This window comes from Devosia sp. CN2-171 (genome assembly GCF_049354815.1).
Taxonomy (GTDB): Bacteria; Pseudomonadota; Alphaproteobacteria; order Rhizobiales; family Devosiaceae; genus Devosia_A.
This window is the reverse complement of the sequence record NZ_CP186479.1, coordinates 4008495-4029428: the sequence shown is the minus strand read 5'-3', so window position 1 is coordinate 4029428 and position 20934 is coordinate 4008495. Positions and strand designations below refer to the sequence as shown.

The 20934-nt window shown below is 63.9% G+C and carries 16 protein-coding genes; 3 read left to right on the top strand and 13 right to left on the bottom strand.

Annotated elements, in window-relative coordinates:
- The 6 genes from ACOYW5_RS19960 to ACOYW5_RS19935 all read right to left on the bottom strand — a co-directional run bounded on the left by ACOYW5_RS19960 (nucleotide 1) and on the right by ACOYW5_RS19935 (nucleotide 9683).
- Nucleotides 1-918 carry an ABC transporter permease gene (locus ACOYW5_RS19960; protein WP_423066625.1) on the bottom strand — a complete coding sequence of 306 codons (918 nt, stop codon included), beginning with the start codon at nucleotides 916-918 and terminating at the stop codon, nucleotides 1-3.
- Nucleotides 918-1841, bottom strand: a complete 924-nt coding sequence (locus tag ACOYW5_RS19955; protein ID WP_423066624.1) for an ABC transporter permease subunit — start codon at nucleotides 1839-1841, stop codon at nucleotides 918-920. The genes ACOYW5_RS19960 and ACOYW5_RS19955 overlap by 1 nt, the downstream gene beginning before the upstream one ends.
- Before the next feature lie 104 nt (nucleotides 1842-1945).
- Nucleotides 1946-3553 (bottom strand): peptide ABC transporter substrate-binding protein, encoded by a 1608-nt coding sequence (locus tag ACOYW5_RS19950; protein ID WP_423069515.1) that lies wholly within the window; start codon nucleotides 3551-3553, stop codon nucleotides 1946-1948.
- 367 nt (nucleotides 3554-3920) lie between these two features.
- Nucleotides 3921-5204, bottom strand: a complete 1284-nt coding sequence (locus ACOYW5_RS19945; RefSeq protein WP_423066623.1) for an acetyl-CoA C-acetyltransferase — start codon at nucleotides 5202-5204, stop codon at nucleotides 3921-3923.
- A complete protein-coding gene (locus ACOYW5_RS19940; protein ID WP_423066622.1) occupies nucleotides 5204-7174 on the bottom strand; it encodes a 3-hydroxyacyl-CoA dehydrogenase NAD-binding domain-containing protein in 1971 nt (656 codons plus the stop codon). Before ACOYW5_RS19940 ends, ACOYW5_RS19945 begins: the two co-directional genes overlap by 1 nt.
- Before the next feature lie 22 nt (nucleotides 7175-7196).
- Nucleotides 7197-9683 carry an acyl-CoA dehydrogenase gene (locus ACOYW5_RS19935; protein ID WP_423066621.1) on the bottom strand — a complete coding sequence of 829 codons (2487 nt, stop codon included), beginning with the start codon at nucleotides 9681-9683 and terminating at the stop codon, nucleotides 7197-7199.
- Between the two features lie 294 nt (nucleotides 9684-9977).
- Between ACOYW5_RS19935 and ACOYW5_RS19930 the strand changes: the two genes are divergently transcribed.
- Nucleotides 9978-11696, top strand: a complete 1719-nt coding sequence (locus ACOYW5_RS19930; protein ID WP_423066620.1) for an AMP-binding protein — start codon at nucleotides 9978-9980, stop codon at nucleotides 11694-11696.
- A complete protein-coding gene (locus tag ACOYW5_RS19925; protein ID WP_423066619.1) occupies nucleotides 11683-12075 on the top strand; it encodes a MerR family transcriptional regulator in 393 nt (130 codons plus the stop codon). The genes ACOYW5_RS19930 and ACOYW5_RS19925 overlap by 14 nt, the downstream gene beginning before the upstream one ends.
- Here the strand turns inward: ACOYW5_RS19925 and ACOYW5_RS19920 are convergent.
- The 3 genes from ACOYW5_RS19920 to ACOYW5_RS19910 are packed head-to-tail and all read right to left on the bottom strand — an operon-like array spanning nucleotide 12072 to nucleotide 14913.
- Nucleotides 12072-12329, bottom strand: coding sequence for a UvrB/UvrC motif-containing protein (locus ACOYW5_RS19920; RefSeq protein WP_423066618.1), 258 nt, complete (start codon nucleotides 12327-12329; stop codon nucleotides 12072-12074). The two genes, ACOYW5_RS19925 and ACOYW5_RS19920, sit on opposite strands and share 4 nt — an antisense overlap.
- 8 nt (nucleotides 12330-12337) lie before the next feature.
- Entirely contained in the window at nucleotides 12338-13915 is a 1578-nt protein-coding gene (locus ACOYW5_RS19915; protein WP_423066617.1) for a cisplatin damage response ATP-dependent DNA ligase, read from the bottom strand.
- Nucleotides 13912-14913, bottom strand: a complete 1002-nt coding sequence (locus ACOYW5_RS19910; protein ID WP_423066616.1) for a ligase-associated DNA damage response exonuclease — start codon at nucleotides 14911-14913, stop codon at nucleotides 13912-13914. The genes ACOYW5_RS19915 and ACOYW5_RS19910 overlap by 4 nt, the downstream gene beginning before the upstream one ends.
- A 114-nt stretch (nucleotides 14914-15027) precedes the next feature.
- Here ACOYW5_RS19910 and ACOYW5_RS19905 point away from each other — a divergent pair, with 114 nt between their 5' ends.
- Nucleotides 15028-15522: a Crp/Fnr family transcriptional regulator gene (locus ACOYW5_RS19905; protein ID WP_423066615.1), complete on the top strand. Its 495-nt coding sequence runs from the start codon at nucleotides 15028-15030 to the stop codon at nucleotides 15520-15522.
- A gap of 51 nt (nucleotides 15523-15573) precedes the next feature.
- On the opposite strand, the gene trxC is transcribed toward ACOYW5_RS19905, so the two are convergent.
- The 4 genes from trxC to ACOYW5_RS19885 all read right to left on the bottom strand — a co-directional run bounded on the left by trxC (nucleotide 15574) and on the right by ACOYW5_RS19885 (nucleotide 20883).
- Nucleotides 15574-15996, bottom strand: a complete 423-nt coding sequence (trxC, locus tag ACOYW5_RS19900) for a thioredoxin TrxC (protein ID WP_423069514.1) — start codon at nucleotides 15994-15996, stop codon at nucleotides 15574-15576.
- Nucleotides 15997-16149: 153 nt separating this feature from the next.
- On the bottom strand, nucleotides 16150-19068 hold the full coding sequence (locus ACOYW5_RS19895; protein WP_423066614.1) for an insulinase family protein: 2919 nt from the start codon (nucleotides 19066-19068) through the stop codon (nucleotides 16150-16152).
- Between the two features lie 251 nt (nucleotides 19069-19319).
- Nucleotides 19320-20300: an aldo/keto reductase gene (locus ACOYW5_RS19890; RefSeq protein ID WP_423066613.1), complete on the bottom strand. Its 981-nt coding sequence runs from the start codon at nucleotides 20298-20300 to the stop codon at nucleotides 19320-19322.
- A gap of 193 nt (nucleotides 20301-20493) precedes the next feature.
- Nucleotides 20494-20883 carry a DUF6165 family protein gene (locus ACOYW5_RS19885; protein ID WP_423066612.1) on the bottom strand — a complete coding sequence of 130 codons (390 nt, stop codon included), beginning with the start codon at nucleotides 20881-20883 and terminating at the stop codon, nucleotides 20494-20496.
- Nucleotides 20884-20934 lie beyond the last annotated feature (51 nt).

The following is a 20934-nucleotide window of genomic DNA, read 5'->3' as shown; positions in this document are numbered from 1 at the left end:
CTAGCGGTCCTTGGGATCTAGCGCGTCGCGCAGCCCGTCGCCGATATAGGAGAGGCAGACGAGCATGACGACGAGGATGGCGGCGGGGGTGAAGAGCATCCACGGCAGCGCCTCGGCCACCGGGGCACCGAACGAGATCAGCGTGCCGAGCGAAGTTTGCGGCTCCTGCACCCCGAGGCCGAGGTAGGAGAGGAAGCTCTCGGTGATGATGATTTCCGGGATAGTCAGCGTGGCATAGATCACCACCGGCCCGGTTAGGTTCGGCACGATGTGCCGGAAGATGATGGTGAACGGACCCGCGCCACCGGCCTTCGCTGCCTCGATGAACTCGCGCTGCTTGATTGACAGCGTCTGTCCGCGAACGATGCGCGCCATGGTGAGCCATTCGAGACACCCGATGCCGACAAACAGCAGCACCGGCGAACGCCCGAAGATCACGACGAGGATGATGACGAACAGGATATAGGGCAGCGCGTACATGATATCGACGAAGCGCATCATGATCGCGTCGATCCTGCCGCCGAAATAGCCGGCGACGGCACCATAGACGATGCCGATGACGACCGAGACCGTGGTCGCCACTGTTGCGACGAGCAGCGACATCTGGGTGCCCTGCAGCGTGCGCGCCAGCATGTCGCGCCCGTTCTGGTCGGTGCCGAAGTAGTGGCCCTTGGCCCAGTCGGGTGGCTTGCGGATTCCGGCCCAGTCAATCTTGTCATAGGCCCAGGGCAGGAAATACGGGCCGACGATCGCGACGATCACGATGGCGGCAAACACGAAGATCGAGACGACCGCTGCCTTGTTGCCCCTGAGCCGGCGGAACGCGTCCTGCGTCAGCGAGCGGCCTTTCGGCGCCGCCTCCGCCAGGGCGTCGGCATACGCGGTGAGGGTAGCGTCCTTGCCAGTGATGCCGGCCATCAGCGGTACCTCACCTTGGGATCGAGCCAGGCGTAGAGGATATCGACGATCAGGTTCAGCGCCAGTATGATGAAAACGTAGAGAATGGTCGTGCCGAGCACGAGGCCGTAATCGCGGTTGAGCGCGGCGGTGATGAAGTACTTGCCGATGCCGGGCAACGCGAACACCTGCTCGACCACGAGCGAACCGGTCAGCAGGTAGCTGAGGCCAGGTCCGAGATAAGACACCACCGGGATCAGTGCCGGCTTCACGGCGTGCCGGGCGAGGATCAGCCGCGTGCCGAGACCCTTGGAGCGGGCCGTGCGCACATAGTTCGTGCCCAGCACCTCGATCATCGAGCCGCGGGTGAGGCGAGCAACGCGCGCGCCATGCGGCAGCGCCAGGATGATGATCGGCATGACGAGGTTGAGGAAGGCGCCGGGCTGGTACCCCCCGACCGGCAGCCAGCGCAGATAGACGCCGAACACGAGTTGCGCGAGGTTCGCCATCAGGAAATTCGGGATGATGATCGGGATCAGCACCACGAACACCAGAAGGTAATCCGGCCACTTGTTCTGGTTCACTGCGGCGATGGCGCCTGCAACGAGGCCGGCCAGCGTACCGACGATGAAGGCGGAAAAGCCTAGCATCAGCGTGAACGGCAGCCCGATGCTGATGAGGCGGGAAACGGAGAAATCCTCCATCACCATGGACGGCCCGAAATCCCCTCGCAGCACGCCCCCGATATAAAAGAGGAACTGCATGTACAGGGGCTGATCGAGATTGTAGTGGGCCCTGAGGTTCTTCATCACGTCGGGCGGCAGCGCGCGTTCACCGTCGAACGGTCCACCGGGCGCCAGCCTGAGGATGAAGAAACAGACGGTTATCGTGATCAGGATGATCGGGATAGCCGTCAGCACGCGCCTGAGCGCATATCCGAACATTTCTTGTGTGACCTTTCCCGCCAGCCCGCGGGGTCGACGCCGTCAGCCGGCGGCAAATGTGCATAGGGGTCGCAGGCTGATGCCCGCGACCCCGGTTGTGCCGGTTATTCCGACTTGGACATCCAGCGGATCCGGTTGATGTCCTTGGCGTTGTCCTCGAAGCCCGAGATCTTGGGCGAGACAACGTTCTTGGACACGTACCAGTAGATCGGAATGGCCGCGAACTCGTCCATCGCCAGGGCTTCTGCCTGGTGCAGCAGGTCGGAACGCTTGAGCAGGTCGAGCTCCTTGGCGGCCTGGTCCATCAACCCGTCGAACTCCGGATTGGAGTAGCGGCCGTAGTTGTTGCCCCAGTTCATCGCGCCGTCCTGCATGGTGCCGGTGCGAAGCAGGTCGAGCGAGTTGCTGGCGTCCGAGTAGTCCATCAGCCAACCCGCGCGACCGACGTTGAAGTCACCGGCGCGCAGGGCGTCGTAGTGCACCGCGGTCTCGGCGTTGAACAGTTCGACCTGGACGCCGATCTGCTTCCACATGTCCGAGATGGCCACGGCGATGCGCTGGTGGTTCTCGTTGGTGTTGTAGCGCAGCTGCAGCTTCAGCGGGTTCTCCGGCGTGTAGCCGGCTTCCGCCATCAGCTTCTTAGCCTCCTCGACGCGCTGGTCGTAGGGAGCTTCGGCCCAATCGGGTGCGTAGGGCGTGCCTTCGTAGTTGGCCGTGCCGTTCGGCACCCAGCCATAAGCCGGCAGTTCGCCTGTACCGAGCACGTCCGGCCCGATCACGTCGCGCAGCACCGAGATCGACAGCGCCTTGCGAACGTTGACGTTATCCAGCGGCGGCTTTTCCTGGTTCAGCACGTAGTAGTAGATGCCGAGGAACGGCGCCACGTGAGCCTGGCCGGGATAGTTGTCCTGAAGGAACTTATACTGGTCGGCGGGGAAGTCGGTGAGGATATCGAGTTCGCCAGCGCGATAGCGGTTGAGCGCTGCGGTCAGGTCCTCGGTATTGTCCCACTTCACCTCGTCAATCTTGAGGTTGTCCTTGCCGTAATAGGTGTCGGACTTGACGCCGCGGAGGTAGGAGCCGGGCACCCACTCGACCAACTTGTACGGGCCGTTGCCGACGATGTTCTCGGGCTGCGTCCACTGGTCGCCGAACTTCTCGATGATGTCTTTGCGGATCGGGTAGGCGGTGTAGTGGGTCAGCGCCTGGAGGAAGTACGGAGTCGAGGCCTCGAGGGTGATCTCGAGCGTCTTGTCGTCGATCGCCTTGACGCCGAGCTGGCTGAAATCGGTGATCTCGGCCGCATTGATCTTCGACGCATTCTTGATCGGGAACTGCAGGTAGGCGTATTCGGCAGCCGTCTTGGGGTCGAACAGGCGCTGGAAGGCATCAACCCAGTTCTGGGCCGTCACCGGCACGCCGTCCGACCAGTTGGCGTCGGCGCGCAGCTTGAAGGTATAGACGAGACCATCATCGGAAATGGTCCAGGACTCGGCCTGGCCCGGAATCGCATTGGCCTGGATGTCTTCGGCAACGAGACCTTCATACAGCTCGCCGACGATCCGGTTTTCCCAGTCGCCCGAAGCCTTGTGCGGGTCGAGCGAGCCGGGCTCGCTGCCATTGCCGAGGTTCAGCGTAACGGCTTGCGCCGCGCTCCCCATGAACAGCGCTAACGCGCCGGCGGCCGCGACCGCTTTCAGGACCTGTGTTATTTTCATTCTTGTCCCATCTCCTTGAACAAAGACGTTTCCTGACGGGCCCAGCCATTAGAATGCTGTGCCTCATTGTTCTGCCGAATGGTCGAAACCACCGGATTGGGTACGGACCCTAGGGCATCGGCATTTCCGTGACAAGACGGTGACTGACGTAAACGTCAAGCATCGCAAGGCTGTGGGAAAGTGCCGTCGTTCAGTGATACTTCTGTCGCGCGTGAATGACGTCGATGGTGCACGGTAACACGCGATAGACAACGAGGAAGTTCGCGTCAGCGACAAGCTCATCCGCGTCCGGAGCACCTATACCTGTCGCCCCCATTAGGCTGGCTCCGCCATCACAATATTGGACACGGGCCCTCACCTGTCATGTCGCCCGCTCGACCAGCGCGGCGACACCCATGCCGCCGGCGGTGCACACCGAGATCAGCGCCCGCTGCTTTTCGCTCGTTGCCAGCAGCTTGGCCGTCAGCCCGAGGATGCGCGCCCCGGTCGCAGCGAACGGATGCCCGTAGGCGAGGCTCGAGCCCTTGGTGTTGATCTTGACCGGATCGATCTCGCCGAGTGGTGTTTCGCGGGCCAGTGTGTCGCGATTGTAGTCCGGATCGCGCCAGGCCTTCAGCGTTGCAAGCACCTGCGCCGCGAAGGCCTCGTGGATCTCGAACAGGTCAATATCGTCGAAGGTGAGGTTCGAGCGCCGCAGCATCTCCGAGACGGCAATGGTCGGCGCCATCAGCAGCCCCTCGCCCCCGGCGAAATCATTGGCCGCAACCTGCCCGAGCGTGAGGTAGGCGAGGACCGGCAAGCCACGTGCCTTGGCCCATTCTTCACTCGCGAGCAGCACCGAGGCGGCACCGTCGGTGAGCGGAGTGGAGTTCGCGGCGGTCAGCGTACCCTTGCCTGACGATTTGTCGAAGGCGGGCTTCATCGTCGCCATCTTCTCGAGCGTCGTGTCGGCGCGGACATTGTTGTCCTTCAAGACCCCCGCGAAAGGGACAACGAGATCGTCGTGGAAACCCTCGTCATAAGCACGCGCCGCATTGTGGTGGCTGCGCAGCGCCAGCGCGTCTTGCTCCTCGCGCGTGATGCCCCATTCGCGAGCCATCAGCTCGCAATGCTGGCCCATGGAGAGGCCGGTGCGCGGTTCCTGCGTCGACGGCGCCACCGGCGTCAGTTCGCCGAGGCTGAAGCCATTGAACACCTTCAGTTTCTCGGCTGTCGTCCGGGCCCGGCTGAGGTTGATCGCGCGGTGCTGGAACTTGTCGCCGAACACGACCGGGCTGTCTGAAACCGTGTCGGTGCCGGCCGCGATGGCACTGTCAATTTCGCCGATGGCGATCTTCGCGCCGAGCGACAGCGCCGCCTGCAACGAGGTGCCGCAGGCGATCTGCACATTTGTGCCTGGCGTCCGCGGTGACAGCCCCGCGTCGAGGCTCGCCTCGCGCGCCAGGTTGAAATCGCGGCTATGGCTGAGCACAGCGCCGGCCATCACCTCGCCGATATGCTCGCCCCTGAGGTTATACTTCTCGACCAGCCCGCCCAGCGCCGCGCCGAGCATGCCGAGGTTCCCCTCCTCGGCATAGCCGGTATGGGCGCGGGCAAAAGGGATGCGGGCCGAGCCGACGATGGCGACCTTACGCAGTTCTGCCATCAGGCTCTCCCGTCCTTGCGGGCCTGCAATGGCCCTCCGAGGAATGGCGCGAAGCCGGTTCCGTAAATGACGCCGATATCGGCAAGATCGTCCGAGGCGACAACACCCTCGGCCACCGCCACCGATGTCGCGTTGACGAGCGGCTGCACCAGTTCGCGCCCCAGCCCTGCAAGGTCGGGATGCGGCGGCACCTCGCCCTTCACGGCCTTGCCATTGGTCCAGGTGTAGAACCCCTGCCCGGTCTTGCGACCGAGCTTCTTGTCCGCAATCAGCTTTGCGAACTGGCTATTGGCCGGCACCGGATTGCCGAGCTCCTCGGCGACGGATTTGCCGACGTCGAGCCCAACCGTATCCATCAGCTCGATCGGCCCCATCGGCATACCGAAGGCAACCGCGGCCGCGTCGATCTGCTCCTTGTTCGCACCGGCCTCCACCCGCTGCACGGCGCCGAGCATGTAGGGCATCAGCACGCGGTTGACGAGGAAGCCCGGCGCCGACTTCACCACCACCGGCGACTTGCCGATGGCCAGCGCGAAGCTCGCGCCACGGGCGATATCGGCATCGGCATTGAAGCGCGACCGGATCACCTCGACCAGCGGCAGCTGCGCCACCGGATTGAAGAAGTGCAGCCCGATCAGCCGGCCTGGCGCCGTGAGATTCTCGGCGATGCGCTCGAGCTCGATCGACGACGTATTGGTGGCAAGGATCGCGCCCGGCTTGGTCTTGAGCTCGGCATCAGCAAAGATCTTGCGCTTGACCTCGAGGTTCTCGACCACCGCCTCGATCACCACGTCGGCCCGCGCCAGCCCCTTGCCGGTCACGTCGGCCTCGAGCCGCGCCACGGCATTATCGATCTCGGTCTTGGTGCGCAGCCGCTTCTTGAACAACGACTTGGCGCGGTCGAGCGCCGGCTTGATGCGCTCCATGTCGAGGTCCTGCAGCGTCACGCCCATGCCGCGCAGCGCGCACCAGGCGGCGATATCGCCGCCCATCACGCCGGCACCGATGACATGCACCCGGCGGAACACCGCCTTGTCCTTGCCGCGCACACCCTGCTTCTTCAGCCCCTCGGAGAGGAAGAACACCCGACGCAGGTTCTTCGAGGTGTCCGAATTCATCAGCGGGATGAAGCGCTCGGCCTCGCCTTCCTTCATGGCGCGCCAGTCATTGCCATGCGCCTCAAACAGATCGATCAGCGAGTATGGCGCCGGGTAATGCTCGAGGCTCGCCTTCTTCCCGGCCTCGGCCCGCATCTTGTTGGCGACATAGCCACGCAGCGGCCCCAACGCCATCGCACGCTTGGCGAGCGGCGCTACCGCGCTCTTCCGCCCCTGCAATATTGCCTTGCGAGCCTCCCAACGCAGCGTGTCGCGCACCCGCACCAGCTTGTCGACCAGTCCCATCCGCCGTGCCTGGCTGGCGCGCAGCAGCTTGCCGGTCAGCATGATCTGCATCGCATCGACCGGTCCAGCCTGCCGGATCGACCGGCCAGAGCCGCCGAAGCCGGGGAACATGCCGAGGTTCACCTCCGGAAAGCCGAGCCGAGTCTTGTCGTCGTTGACGGCGACCCGGTAGTGGCAGGCCAGCGCCAGCTCGAACCCGCCGCCGAGGCAGAAGCCATGGATGCCGGCAACGACGGGCACCTTCAGCGCCTCGATCCGGTCGAACAGCGCATGCGCCCGGTCGAGCGCAGCGCGCAGCACGCCGGGATCGCCCATCTCGTCGAACTCGGTGATATCGGCCCCGGCGATGAAGCCGCTCTCCTTGCCCGAGAGCAGTGCCACTCCCTTCAGCTCGCCCGACTGCTGCATATCTTCGAGCGCCGTTACGATGCCGTTGAGCTCCGCCAGCGTCTCCCGGCTAAGCGTATTCACCGGCGCGTCGGGGACATCGATGGTGAGCCAGCCGATCCCCTCGAAATCGAGGTGGAATTTCCAGGCACGGCTCGGCGGCATCTGCACTTGGGCCATTTCCGGCTCCTCGTTCAACATTCTATTCGGCAGCTTCTTCGACCGAAGGCCGCTCGCGCCTCAGTTGCTTTGAGCCGAGCTCATCCGGCTCGAAATCATCGACCTTGATCACCTTGTCGGTCGCCTGGTCCGCCAGGCGGAGCGTCGCCGCCTCTGCCTCCGTGAGCACACCCTTCTCCACCGCATCGGAGATAGCGTCGCGGTCGAGCCGACGCTCGATCACGCCCTTCTTGATGGCCCGGATGAACTTGGTCTCGATCTCCGCTGCGCCGGTGATCTTGATCAGCGCATCTTCGAGCACTCCGGTAACATCCTTGGGGTCCATCGACACATAGGTTCCCTTGGTGAGCCGGTCGCGGAAAGCTCCAGGCTGCAGCACCGAACGCGCCAGCCGGTAGGTCTCGCGATCCGACGCGGGCTTCGCGTGCCGGCCCAGCGGAAACACCAGTACGCGCATCAGGTTCCTGAGCACAACGTTCGGGAAGTTGGCGAACACCGCGGCAAAGCTCTGCTCCATCGAGAAGATCAGGTCGCGGGCGATGGCATTGACCACCGGCCGGTCCTCCTCGATCCGCCCGTCATCCTCGTACCGCTTCAGCACCGACGAGAGCAGGTAGAGGTCCGACAGGATGTCGGCCATCCGGCCCGAGAGCCGCTGCTTGCGCTTCAGATCGCCGCCAAGGAAGGCGACGGTCCAGTCGCCCACCAGCGCAAAACTCTGGCTGTAGCGGCTGAGCTGCCGGTACCAGCGCGCCATCTCGTGATCGACCGGCGTCGATGCGAACCGCCCGCCGCTGATGGCATGGAGGAAGCTGCCCGCCATGTTGCGCAGGATGAAGCTCACATGGCCCGTGAACGCTTTGTCGAAGGCGGCAATGCCAGAACGCTTGTCCTTGTTCTGCGCCGCCGAAATCTCGGCATAGAGATAGGGATGCGCCCGCAGCGCGCCCTGCGCGAAGGTGATCAGCGTGCGCGTCAGGATGTTGGCGCCCTCGACCGTGATCGCCACCGGCACGGTCGCGTAGCCCGAGAACAGGTAGTTCGATGGCCCGTCCTGCACGGCACGACCGCCATGGATATCCATAGCGTCATTGAAACGGTCACGCATCGCCTCGGTGGTGCGGTACTTGAGCAGCGCCGACAGCACCGACGGCCGCTGGCCTTCGTCGACCATCGAGGCCGTGAGGGCCCGCGACGCTTCGAACGTATAGGACGAGCGCACCATCCGGCTCAGCGGCTCGGCCACGCCTTCCATCAGCCCCACGGGGATGCCGAACTGGCGACGGATCCGCGCATAGGCCGAAGTGACCCGCAGCGCGTGCTTGATCGATACGGTGCCGATGGCGGGCAGCGAGATCGCCCGGCCGGTGGAGAGGCACTCCATCAGCATGCGCCAGCCCTGCCCCACATATTCCTTGCCGCCGATGAGGAAATCCATCGGGATGAAGACGTTGCGCCCTTGCGTCGGTCCATTCATGAAGGCCGAGCGCGACGGATAATGCCGCCGCCCAATCTTGACGCCCGGATACTTCGCCGGCACCAGCGCCAGCGTGATGCCGACATTGTCGGTCTCGCCGATCAGGTGCTCGGGGTCATGCAGGTGGAAGGCGAGACCGAGCAGCGTCGCCACCGGCGCCAGCGTGATGTAGCGCTTGTCCCAGCTAAGCTTCACGCCCAGCGTCTTCTTGCCCTCGTACATGTCGTAGCAGACGACGCCGACATCGCGCATGCCGGCTGCATCGGAGCCCGCATGCGGGCCGGTGAGCGCGAAGCACGGCACTTCCTGGCCCCTGGCGAGCCGGCCGAGATACTTCTTCTTTTGCGCGTCGGTGCCATACTTCTCGAGCAGTTCGCCCGGCCCGAGCGAGTTCGGCACCATCACGGTGATGCCCGCCGCGATCGAGCGCGAAGCGATCTTCGATACCACCTGGCTCTGCGCCTGCGCCGAAAACCCGAGCCCGCCATGCTCGCGACCGATCAGCATGCCGAGGAACCCCTGCTCCTTGAGATAGGTCCACACGGCCGGAGGCATATCGGCGCGGTTGTTGCGCGTGTCCCAGTCGTCGATCATCGAGCAGACTTTCTCGCATGGCCCGTCGAGGAAGGCCTGCTCCTCGGTGCTCAGGGTCGGCTTGCGCACGCCGAGCAGCTTGGTCCAATCCGGCCGGCCGCTGAACAGCTCCGCGTCCCAGCCGACCGTACCGGCATCGAGCGCCTCCTGCTCCGTCCGGCTGACGCGCGGCAGGATGGATTTGACGATGCCGTAGGCGGGCCCCGTGAGCACCAGCTTGCGGATCGGCGTGAGGGAGAGGAGCCCGAGGATCACGGCGGGCAGAAGCGCCAGAATCCAGCCCAGCAGGTCCGTCATCAGCCAGAGACCATTGTCTGTCGAGATGCGAGAAAGCGCACCGATGACCAGCGCCGCGAAGGCCCACTGCCACAAGGGCGCCCGGCGCATCGCGAGTACCGCGACGGCGACGAGCGTGAGGATCAGCAGCACCCAGACCATCAATGTCCTCCTCGATCGGCCGGTCTTTGCCGACGGAGGCGAAACAATCGCCCCGCTGCCCGGACCGACTCCACTGCCGGGAGTCTAGCCGCGAGCCATGACCATAGCCACAAGATAGCGCCAGTTGACGTATACGTCAACCAATGGACGGGCAATGGAACGCCCACGGTGGTGTCTTCCGCGATACCGCCGAACCCCGGGAGTTGCAGAATCGAGGTTCGCCCTTTGACGCTTACGTCAATTGGTGGGATACTCGTTGAAATAGCGATCGGCAAACGATCGGAGGAGGAGTGGATGGCTACCATGCCGGTAGAGGGCGCGGTGCGCCCATGGGTGAGGCACTATCCCGAGGGCATCTCCTGGGACTCCCCCGTTGACCTGACGCCAGTGCACGAGCGCGTGCTGGCCGTCTGCGCCCGCACCCCCGATGCGGACGCGCTCGATTTCCTCGGCAAGAAGACCAAATACGGTGAATTGGCGAAGCAGATCAATGCTTTCGCCGGCGCGCTGCAGAGCCAGTTCGGGGTGAAGAAGGGCACGCGCGTCGCCCTGCTTTTCCCCAATACCCCCTTCTACGTCATCGCCTACTACGCCGTGCTCCGTGCCGGCGGCATCGTCGTCAACTGCAACCCGCTCTACACGGTCAAGGAACTCAGCCACATCATCGGCAACTCCGGTGCCGAGCTGATGGTGACCCTCGATCTCAAGATCATCTTCGACAAGGCCGAGGCCCTGGTGGAAGCGGGGCACATCAAGAAGCTGATCGTCGCGCACTTCCCCAACGCCCTGCCCGGCGTGAAGAAGTTCCTCTTCTCCGTCGCCAAGGCCAAGGACCTGGTGAAGCTCGAGCGCAGCAAGGTCGCCAACCGCGCCACCCGCTTCGAGCAGTTGCTGGGCCAGAAGCTGACGCCGACGCCGGTAACGATAGATGCGAAAGCCGACGTCGCCGTGCAGCAATATACCGGCGGCACCACGGGCCTGCCCAAGGGCGCCATGCTGAGCCACGCCAACATTGCGGCCAATCTCAGCCAGATCGAAGTGTGGGCGCTCGGCCTGTTCAACGCCCCTTCGCGCACGGTCGCCGTCCTGCCCTTCTTCCACATCTTCTCGATGACCGCCTGCCTCAACGTGCCGCTGGCGGCCGGCGGGCAGGTGGTGATGCTGCCCCGCTTCGAGATGAAGGCCTTTCTCAGCCTGATGAGCCGCACCGGCGCCAACATCCTGCCGGCCGTGCCGACGTTGATCCAGGCCCTCGCCAAGGCAGGCGACCGCGCCAAGCCGCATCTCGCTTCCGTCGAGGTCTCGGTCTCCGGCGGTGCGCCGCTCAGCGACGAAGTCCGAGCTTCCTGGGCCAAAGTGAGCCCGGCTCTCCTCGCTGAAGGCTACGGGCTCACTGAAGCTTCGCCGGTCGTCTGCTGCGCCGCGTTGCGCGTGCCGAGCAAACCGCTCTCCATCGGCCAGCCGATACCCGCGACCGACATCCGCTTCGTCGATGTCGAGAGCGGCAAGGTGGTCGGCGTCGGCGAGCGCGGCGAGCTGCAGGTGAAGGGGCCGCAGGTAATGCTGGGCTACTACAACAACCCGGAAGCGACCGCGGCCGCCTTCATGGACGGCTGGCTGCGCACCGGCGACGTCGGCGTCATGGACGACGACGGCTACGTCTTCATCGTCGATCGTATCAAGGACCTGATTATCTGCTCGGGCTTCAACGTCTATCCGCGCAACATCGAAGAAGCGATCCAGCATCACCCGGCAGTCGAGGAGGTCAACGTCATCGGCGTTCCCGACGAATACCGCGGCGAGGCGCCGGTCGCCTTTATCAAGCTCAAGGATGGACAGTCGGTCAGCGAGCTCGACCTGAGGAAATTCCTTGCTTCGACTCTCAACAAGATCGAAATGCCCAAGGAATTCATCTTCAAGGACCAGCTCCCGAAGACTTTGATCGGCAAGCTGAGCAAGAAGGAGCTGCGCGAGGAATACGCAGCACGGGGAAAGACGCATGAACCGGCCTGAACCCGAAAATCGCGACCTGTTCGCCATCGCCGACCTGGCGCAGGAATTTGGCATCTCCACCCGCGCGATCCGCTTCTACGAGAGCAAGGGCCTGCTCAATCCCGGGCGCGTCGGCAGCACCCGCGTCTTCCGCCGCCGCGACCGCGCAAGGCTGATCCTGATCCTCCGCGGCAAGCGCCTCGGTTTTTCGCTCCGCGATATCTCCGACTACTTGAGCCTCTACGACGCCCAGTCGCAGACGGCCCAGGTGAAGATGCTGGTCGCCAAGGTGGACGAGCGGCTGAGCCTGCTCGAAGCGCAAAAAAAGGACCTGGAGACGACGATCACCGAACTGCGCGAGATCCGCAAACTGGCGGATCAGCAATTGGTGCGGAGCTAGCGCTTCCGCGGCTTCACATTTGTCATCAGGTCCGGCTTCTTGGGCCGCGTCCAGCCCTTGGGTGGGGCGACGACCGGCACTTGCGTGCCCAGCCCCATCTCCCCCGGTGGCGGCTTGCGGACACCGACCTCGCCCTTGAGGGCGGCGATCTCGTCGCGCAGACGGGCGGCGGTTTCGAAGTCTTCGCGCGTCACCGCCGACAGCATCTCGCCTTCGAGGGCGATGATCTTTCTCTCAATGGCGGCAAGCGACATTTCGAACCTCAGGTGGCGCCCAGGAAGACCTGCATGTCATCAAGCGTGGCGGCTTCGTTGGCCGGCTTGTCCCACCTTATCCGGTTGATGCGCGGGAAGCGAAGCGCGATGCCGGATTTGTGGCGCCCGGATTGTTGAGCAGAATCAAAGGCTACCTCGAAAACGAGTTCCTTCGATACTTCCCGCACCGGGCCGAATCTGGCGACGGTGTTGTTGCGCACCCACTTGTCGAGCTGCTTCAGCTCCTCGTCGGTGAAGCCGAAATAGGCCTTGCCGATGGGGACGATCTCGTTCCCCTTCCACACGCCGAACGTGTAGTCGGAGTAGAACGACGAGCGCTTGCCGTGGCCGCGCTGGGCGTACATCAGGATGGCATCGACCACGTTGGGATCGCGTTTCCACTTGTACCACAAGCCCTTAGGCCGCCCCGGCACATAGGGCGACGAGCGCAGCTTGAGCATGACGCCCTCGTGCCCGTGCTCGGCGGCGCCGCGACGGCGGATCTCGGCCAGCTGGTCCCAGCCCTCGAACGGCACGATCGGCGACAGGTCGAGTCGGGTCTGCTTGTGGTCTCCAAACCACGCTTCGAGGCGCTCCCGGCGCTCCGTCCAAGGCAGGCTCCGGATGTCTGTACCGCCCTGGAACAGCATGTCGTAGACGCGCACAAATGCAGGGAAAGTCTGGAGATGTTTGGCAACAGCCACCTTGCGGTTCAGTCGCTGTTGCAGGTCGTTGAACGGCAGCGGTTCGAAGTCCGGACCGACCAGCAATTCGCCGTCGAGCACGCCGTCGCCGAACACGTTGTCGACGATATCCGGGAAGGCCGCGGCGATGTCGTCGCCGGTGCGCGAGAACATCGACACCCTGCCCTTGGCGGCGATGATCTGCACCCGGATGCCATCCCACTTCCACTCAGCGACCCAATCCCTGGGGTCGATCACCTTGAGGTCCTTCTCCTCGTCGATGGGGTTACTCAGCATCAGCGGATGGAAGCGCGCCGTGTGGTCGATATCGGGGCGCTCGGTCCGGCCCTCGAGCCAATCGAAGAGGCTGGTGTAGGGGACGGTGAGCCCGTTCCACACCTCTTCGATGTCCTGCAGCTCCTTGCCGCTCATCTCCGCCAGCGCGGTCTTTGCCAGCCGCGCGTTGACACCTATGCGCAGCGCGCCGGTTGCGAACTTCACCAGCGCCCAGCGCTCGTTGATCGAAGCGCGGGTAAGGAGCGAGCCGATCAGTCGCGGCAGCTCGGCCTTGCTGGTCATGTTGAACAGCTCGACGAGGTCCGAGAGTGACGGCAGTGGTTCGATGCCGCCATGGTGCGGCCAGATGAGCGCGATCGTCTCGCCGAGGTCGCCGACATAGTCGTAGCTCAGGGCGAAGAGATGCGGGTCGACCTCGGCCAGCACCACATCGCGGAGGATCGCCGGCTTCACGTTCTTGAAGGTCAGCGCCCCGGTGAGGATGGCGAGCGCGATGCCGCGATCGGGATCGGGCGTCTCGCCGAAATACTCGGCCATCGCCTCGATCTTGCGATTGCGCGAGGGGGTGAGCGCGAGCAGCTCCATCAACTGGGCGAAGCGCCTCATGCGTCGCCCTCCTCGCCTTCCTCATAGGCCTGGATGTTCAGTGGCTCGGCCTCGAGCCCGTTCTTCCGGCATTGATAGACCAGCGCATCCTCGCGCCCGTGAGTCACCCACACCTTGCCCGCTCCGGCTTCGGCGATGGTCTGGTTCAGCTCGTTCCAGTCGCAGTGGTCAGAGATGACCAGCGGCAGCTCGACACCCGATTGCCGGGCCCGCTGCTTGACGCTCATCCAGCCCGACGCCACCGCCAGCACCGGATCTGGCAACCGCCGGCTCCAGCGATCCTTGATGGCCGAGGGCGGCGCGATGACGATCTGTCCGGCCAGCTCGGCCTTGGTGGCTTCGAGCGAGTGCTTCAGCACGCCGAGATCGATGCCGCGCTCGACATAGAGTTCGCAGAGCCGGATCATCGCGCCATGCAGGTAGATCGGCGCGTCGTAGCCGGCGTCGCGCAAAAGCGCGATCATCCGCTGCGCCTTGCCGAGCGCGTAACAGCCGATGACGTGGGCCCGATCAGGAAAGCTCACGACCGAGCGCAGTAGCCGCGCCACCTCGTCCTGTGGATGCGGGTGCTGGAACACCGGCAGCCCGAACGTCGCCTCGGTGATGAACAGGTCGCACGCCGCCAGCTCGAACGGCTGCGCCGTCCGGTCCGGCAGGCGCTTGTAGTCGCCGGTGAACACCGCCCGCTGCCCCCGATGCTCGAGCAGCACCTGGGCTGAGCCGAGGATATGCCCGGCCGGCTTCAGCGTGATGGTGACATCATCGACGACGAGCGGCGTGTTGAACTCGAGCGGCTGGAACTGCTCGGCGCAATCCTCGCCGTAACGCACCTTCATGATGGCGATGGTGTCTGGGGTTGCCAGAACCACACCGTGACCGGAGCGCGCATGATCGGCATGCCCATGCGTGATGATCGCCCGCGCCCGTGGCACGGGCGGGTCGATATAGGCATCGATGGGACGGACGTGGAGGTCGCGATCGAGGAAAGGCGTGGGCATCGCTCACCAATTGCGGACACGGACTAGTCTGAACGCGCGAAACTTGTGATCGAAACACTATTCGCCAACAGATGAAGCGAATAGTCTGTGCGCAGAACCTGGAACGGAAAGAACATGCAGAGCCTCCTGGCACTTGCGGCCGCGCATCCCGCCCTCAATCTCGCCGCCGGCAAAACCCTCATCGTCCAAGGGCTCGCCGGGGGCGACCTTTACGTGCTCGAGAGCGGAGAGCTCGCGGTGGAGCGCGACGGCGTGAAGATTGCTACCATCTCGACGCCCGGCTCGCCCGTGGGGGAAATGGCCGTCATCCTTGGCGCCGCCGCGAGCGCAACGGTCAGGACCGAGCGCCCGACGACCGTCCGCGTCATCCGCGACGCAGTCTCAGCCATCCGGCAGGATCCCGAGCTTTCCTTCCGCCTCGCCTGGCTGATGGCCAACCGGCTGGATTCCACCTCGGCCTACCTGGTCAAGCTGACCCACCAGCACGAGGGCAAGGCTGAGCACGGCCTGCTCGGTGCGATTCTCGCCGCCCTCCAGAAGCCCGACGGCTATGCGGAAGTTTCGCGCGGCGACCTGTACGGCACCGGTTCCATTCAACCTCCGTTGTGAGAGCAGCAGTCGCTCGCACAATCCCTCCCCTCGAGGGGAGGGAAGGCGGCCTCACCCGACGTACTGCCTCAGCCACCCTGTCAGCGTCCGCGCGTCCATCGCCCCGGCCTGCTGCGCCAGGATCTTGCCTTTGTGGAACACGATCAGGTTCGGAATCCCTCGGATATCGTACCGCGCGGCGACCTGCGGCTCGGCCTCGGTGTCGAGCTTGACGAACCGCATGCGCGGCTCGAGTTCCCGCGCCGCCGCCTCGAAGCTTGGCGCCATCGCATGGCAGGGACCACACCAGTCGGCCCAGAAATCGACCACGACCGGCACGTCCGAGCGGCTGATCTGCCGCTCGAAGCTTGCCGCGTCCACCGACGCGGATTCGCCCACGAACAGCAGCTCGTGGCACTGGCCGCATTTGCCCTCGGCAAGCGCCTTGCCGGCAGCCACCCGATTGGTGCTGCCGCAATGCGGGCAAACGATCATCTGGGCTTCGGGCACTTCTGCCTCCTACTCACTGAATGTCATCCCTGCGAAGGCAGGATCCACCTCTCGGCTGGCGCGGGCGGTGAAATGTATCCCTGCCTACGCAGGGATGACACCGAGAATGAGATGGCGCTCGGTGCCAACAGGTCCCGCTCACAAAACCTTCGTCACCTTGAGGAATCCGCCGCGCTCGTCATTCGCCGCCTTGATTGCCTTTTCCGAGCCGAGCACCACAACCTGGCCAAGCCCTGCCACCTTGTCGAGCGCATCGCCGAGGGCCGTGAAGTCTCGGCTGGAGGCGCCGAGGATTTCCTCGCGTCGCTTCTGCCGGGCTTCATCTGTGTCGCCAGAAAGCTCCCAGATCAGCGAGGTAAAGCCCTTCGAGTCCGGCAGGCGATAGGTATCGACCGTGCCTATGACGCCGATCACCGAGCGCACCAGATCCTGATCGCCGACGCCGGCTTTGAGGAAAGTCGAGGCCTTGTCATAGATGTCGATGGTGTCGAGCAGGTTCGGGTCGCGATAGGAGGTGAAGGCGAACGTGCCGGCGAACGGATCGAGCCCCGAGGAACCGCCATAGGCGCCGCCCTGCACGCGCACCTTGTCCCACATATAGGTGGTGTTGAGGTGCTTGATGGCGACGGCAGTGCCACCGGTCGGCTCGAACCCGAGCGCCTTGAGGTTGGCGCCCTTTGCCACATAGTTGACTTGGCCCGGGAACGTGAGCCCTTCCGATTGCACGCCGGGTTCGTAGCCCCAGCCTTCGACCGAAGCGGGTCCACCGGCCGGCAGTCCGGCGATGAACGTCGCCAGTTCCGGCTTCAGCGCCGCGATGGCAAAGCTGTCCGCCGTGACATTGGCGATCATCCCCTTGCGGCCAAACAGCAGAGTGCGGATTTCTTCGAGTGCCGCCTGCACCGCTGGCCAGTTGCCGTCGATCTGCGTCAGCAGGTCTTTGAGGAAGAAGTAGTGGCTGACGCCGCCCAGCTTCTCGCTCAGCCAGTCGGCCTCGCTGAACCCGGCGCGCACGCGCGACGAGACGATGCTGTTGCCCATGCCGGCGAGGGAGCTTTCGAAGCCCGCCTTGCTCTCCAGTACCATCTGCTTGATGCGCTCGCGGTTATCGAGCCGCGCATCGGTGATCACGTCGTGGAGGATCGACAGCAGGTCGCCGACATGGTCCGGCGTCGCCTTGCCGCGCACGAACAGCCAGGCTGCGGTGCCGGCGCCGTCGCGACGCGTCGAGCTCCAGCGATTGGCGCCGACGCCGCCCGTCGTGCGCCCGATGCGCTGGGTGAGCGAGACGAAATCCTCTTTACTGGTGCCGGTCTGCGTCAACGCCCGCGTGAAGATCGGCAGGTAAGGCAATAGCCGCCCCGGCAGTCGATCGAGATTGAAGCCGAGATCGAGATAGACGACACCACTGGTCGGCAGGTCGTGCGTATAGAGCGGCACGCCTTCGAGCTCTTCTTTGGCGATCGGGATCGCCTTGTTGGCGCGCGGCAGATCCTCGAGCGTCAGCGTCGGGATGCGTGCCAGCGCCTCGGGCGGATCGACCTCGTTCTGCAATTCCTTCAGCCGCGCCGTCTGCTCGGCGACTTCCGCAAGCCCCGCCGCATCGAGCGACTGCTGCGCAGCGTCAAGCCGCGCCCGCTCCTCGGCCGCCTCTGCGGCGGCCTTTTCCGGATCGGCAGTCAGCAGCACGGTCGTGCGGTGCTTGTTGTCGAGGATATGTGTCTTGACCAGGTTCTCGAAAACCCGCTCGCCGGCCGCCAGCTTGTCCTTGATCGCCTTGAGCGGCGCTTCGAAGCTTAGGGGCGCCAGCGGATCGTGACCGTAGAGCCAGGTACCCATCGAGCGGAACATCAGCGCAATGCCGCGGGGGAACGAGCCGGTATTGTTCTCGCGGAGGCCAAACTCCGCCGTGTTGATCGCGGCCTCGATTGTCTTGGGATCGATGCCCTCGGCGCTCAACTGCTTGAGCGTCGAGATGATCAGCTCCTGCACCTTGTCCCCGGCATCATCCTCTATGCCCTTGAGCCCGAAGGTGAAATAGGGTTGGCGGATGCCATCGGCGAGACCCGAGCCCGTAAGCCCTTCGCCCAGGCCGGAATCGATCATCGCCTTGCGCAGCGGCGCGGCAGGCGTGCCGACCAGCACTGACTCGAGGATATTGAGCGCCAGCACCGTCTCGGGATCGACGATCTCGTTCAGCATCCAGTTGACCGTGACCATGGCCGTCTTCTTGCCGACCTCGTCCTCGCTCGCGGCATAGGTCTCGTGCAGCTGGCGCGGCGCGCTCCAGCGCGGCTGCAACGGCACCTCGGCCTTGGGGTCGATGCGCTCGAACTGGCTGAAATACTCCTCGAGGATTTCAAGGCGCTTCGCCGGATCGTCGTCGCCGTAGAAGACAACGCGCGAATTGGACGGGTGGTAGTACTTGGCGTGAAAGTTCTTGAAATACTCGTAGGTAAGGTCGGGGATCGCCTTGGGATCGCCGCCCGAGTTCACGCCATAGGTCGTATCTGGATAGAGCGAGAGCTGGCTGACCTTGCCGAGCAGCGCCGCGGCCGAGGAATAGGCGCCCTTCATCTCGTTGAACACCACGCCCTTGAACACCATCGGCCCCTGGGTGTTATCGAGCTCGTAGTGCCAGCCTTCCTGCCGGAACGTGTCCTCGGAAATCAGCGGGAAATAGACCGCGTCGAGATAGACATCGACGAGGTTGTAGAAGTCCTTGAGGTTCTGCGACGCGACCGGATAGGCTGTCTTGTCCGAAAACGTCATGGCATTGAGGAAGGTGTGGAGCGAGCCCTTGAGCAGTTCCACGAACGGCTTTTTGACCGGATATTTGCGCGAGCCGCACAGCACCGAATGTTCGAGAATATGCGCGACGCCCGTCGAGTCCTCCGGCGGGGTCTTCAGCGTCACGCCGAACACCTTGTTCTCGTCCTCATTGATGAGGCTCAGCACCTCCGCCCCGGTTTTCTTGTGCCGGTAGAGCTTGGCCAGCGAACTGATCTCCCCGATCTGCTGTTCGCGGACGAGTTCGAAGGCGGGATGCTCAGACATGTGGGTACTCGGGAGGAGGAAGGTGAGGATAACTTAGGCAGGGGAGTGCGCGGATGGAAGGGGGCTAGACCGATGGGGAGGTGAGTCTGGCGTTGGCCGCCCCACCCTCATCCGGGCTTCGCCCGCCTTCTCCCATCAAGGGCGACAGCCCGACTAAGATGTCATTGGAGGACCCTCACCCCTTGTGGGAGAAGGTGCCCGAAGGGCGGATGAGGGGTAGGCCCCACGACCAGAACCCGGTAGTTGCCCCATTAAATCCGTCCCCGGATCTCCGGCCGCACCTTGTCCAGGTACCAGCCGTTCAGCTCCTCGATCAGCTTGGGCTCGATCGGCTCGCGCTTGGTCGCATCGACGTTGGCGCGAAGCTGATCCGGCCGCGTCACACCGGCAATGATCGTCGACACCACCGGCTGGTCGAGAATCCAGCGCAGCGCGAACTGGCTCAGCGGAATGCCGGCCGGGATCATCTGCTTGAGTTGCTCGGCATAGCCGACCCCCTTTTCGAACGGCAGGCCGGAGAAGGTCTCGCCCACGTTGAACTGCTCGCCATTGGCATTGAAGTTGCGGTGGTCGGTGGCGGCGAACTTGGTGTCCTTGTTCCACTTGCCAGAGAGCAGGCCCGAGGCCAGCGGCAGGCGGACGATGATGCCGACATTGTTTTTCTGCGCCAGCGGGAACACCTCGGTGATGTAGTCCTGCCGGAACAGGTTGAAGATCACCTGCAGCGTCGTGCAGCCATCGGCGCGCATGGCAAGCTGCGCCTCCTCGACATTCTCGACGCTGGCGCCCCAGTGCCGCATCATGCCGGCATCGCGCAGGTCATCCATGATGGAAAACACCTCGCCATCGCGCAGCACATCGGTGGGGATGGTGTGGAGTTGCGCCAGATCGAGGGTGTCGACGCCTAGGCGCTTCAGCGACCCGGCGAGGCTCTCCTTAATGTTGCGCTTGTTGTAGCCGGTCTTGTTCGGGAAGATGTCGCCGTTGCGGCCAAGCTTGGTGGCGACGAACACGCCCTTCTTGTCGCCGAATGCCCCGATTCGCCGCTCCGACTGGCCACCGCCATAGACGTCGGCCGTATCCCAGAAATTCACATCGGCCGAGCGCGCGGTCCTGAGGATTTCAGCCGCCGTCTCGTCGTTGAGCGCGCCAAAACTCTCGCCCAGCTGCCAGGTGCCGAGCCCGATTTCCGAGACCTCGTAGCCGGTCTTGCCCAGTTTGCGGATATTCATGGTGATGCCTCTCCCAGGAACGCTTTCAGGAAATGTTGCAGACTTTTCCGGTTCGAAAGCGTGACAAAACAAAGACTTGGAGTATCGCGCCGCTAAGTGAAGCGGTGAGATACTCCAAGGTTGCCGGTTTCATAGCCGCGCAAGACTGGAACAGGAAGGGGATCGAGCTTCGACTTCTGGCGAGGCCGGCCCTCTACAGGCTGCCGGCGTAGCTCTTTTCCTCGACCAGCCGGCTGCCGACCGCGAGGTTGATCTGCTTTTTCACCGTGGCGCGCCTGTCGTTGGTGAAATAGACGGCCCGGGCGAGTTCGATGAAGCGCGGGCCGAAATCCTTGGCGGTCTCACACTCGCGGATTTCGTCCTCGATAACCCAGAGCGCCGCGTTGATGTCGAACAGCTCCTTGCGCAGGACCTCAAGTTCAGTGGTCGGCTTGAGGACGCCGGCCAGCGTGTCGTTGAGCGTTGTCAATTCGGCGCGGACATTGGCGAGCTTGGCCGGATCGGTGATCCGCTGGTCCTTGATCTCGAGGATGGTGATCTTGTCGAGCACCTCGCCCACTGAAACCTCGACCATCAGCTGCATCGTCCGCTCCTACCAGTAAGTGTCCAGAACCGCTGCCGTTTCGGCGAATCG

Excerpts from the sequence above, each read along its gene's own strand:
- ACOYW5_RS19960 (WP_423066625.1), bottom strand. The coding sequence starts at position 918 with ATGGCCGGCATCACTGGCAAGGACGCTACCCTCACCGCGTATGCCGAC.
- ACOYW5_RS19955 (WP_423066624.1), bottom strand. The coding sequence starts at position 1,841 with ATGTTCGGATATGCGCTCAGGCGCGTGCTGACGGCTATCCCGATCATC.
- ACOYW5_RS19945 (WP_423066623.1), bottom strand. The coding sequence starts at position 5,204 with ATGGCAGAACTGCGTAAGGTCGCCATCGTCGGCTCGGCCCGCATCCCT.
- ACOYW5_RS19940 (WP_423066622.1), bottom strand. The coding sequence starts at position 7,174 with ATGGCCCAAGTGCAGATGCCGCCGAGCCGTGCCTGGAAATTCCACCTC.
- ACOYW5_RS19935 (WP_423066621.1), bottom strand. The coding sequence starts at position 9,683 with ATGGTCTGGGTGCTGCTGATCCTCACGCTCGTCGCCGTCGCGGTACTC.
- ACOYW5_RS19930 (WP_423066620.1), top strand. The coding sequence starts at position 9,978 with ATGGCTACCATGCCGGTAGAGGGCGCGGTGCGCCCATGGGTGAGGCAC.
- ACOYW5_RS19925 (WP_423066619.1), top strand. The coding sequence starts at position 11,683 with ATGAACCGGCCTGAACCCGAAAATCGCGACCTGTTCGCCATCGCCGAC.
- ACOYW5_RS19920 (WP_423066618.1), bottom strand. The coding sequence starts at position 12,329 with ATGTCGCTTGCCGCCATTGAGAGAAAGATCATCGCCCTCGAAGGCGAG.
- ACOYW5_RS19915 (WP_423066617.1), bottom strand. The coding sequence starts at position 13,915 with ATGAGGCGCTTCGCCCAGTTGATGGAGCTGCTCGCGCTCACCCCCTCG.
- ACOYW5_RS19910 (WP_423066616.1), bottom strand. The coding sequence starts at position 14,913 with ATGCCCACGCCTTTCCTCGATCGCGACCTCCACGTCCGTCCCATCGAT.
- ACOYW5_RS19905 (WP_423066615.1), top strand. The coding sequence starts at position 15,028 with ATGCAGAGCCTCCTGGCACTTGCGGCCGCGCATCCCGCCCTCAATCTC.
- trxC (WP_423069514.1), bottom strand. The coding sequence starts at position 15,996 with ATGATCGTTTGCCCGCATTGCGGCAGCACCAATCGGGTGGCTGCCGGC.
- ACOYW5_RS19895 (WP_423066614.1), bottom strand. The coding sequence starts at position 19,068 with ATGTCTGAGCATCCCGCCTTCGAACTCGTCCGCGAACAGCAGATCGGG.
- ACOYW5_RS19890 (WP_423066613.1), bottom strand. The coding sequence starts at position 20,300 with ATGAATATCCGCAAACTGGGCAAGACCGGCTACGAGGTCTCGGAAATC.
- ACOYW5_RS19885 (WP_423066612.1), bottom strand. The coding sequence starts at position 20,883 with ATGCAGCTGATGGTCGAGGTTTCAGTGGGCGAGGTGCTCGACAAGATC.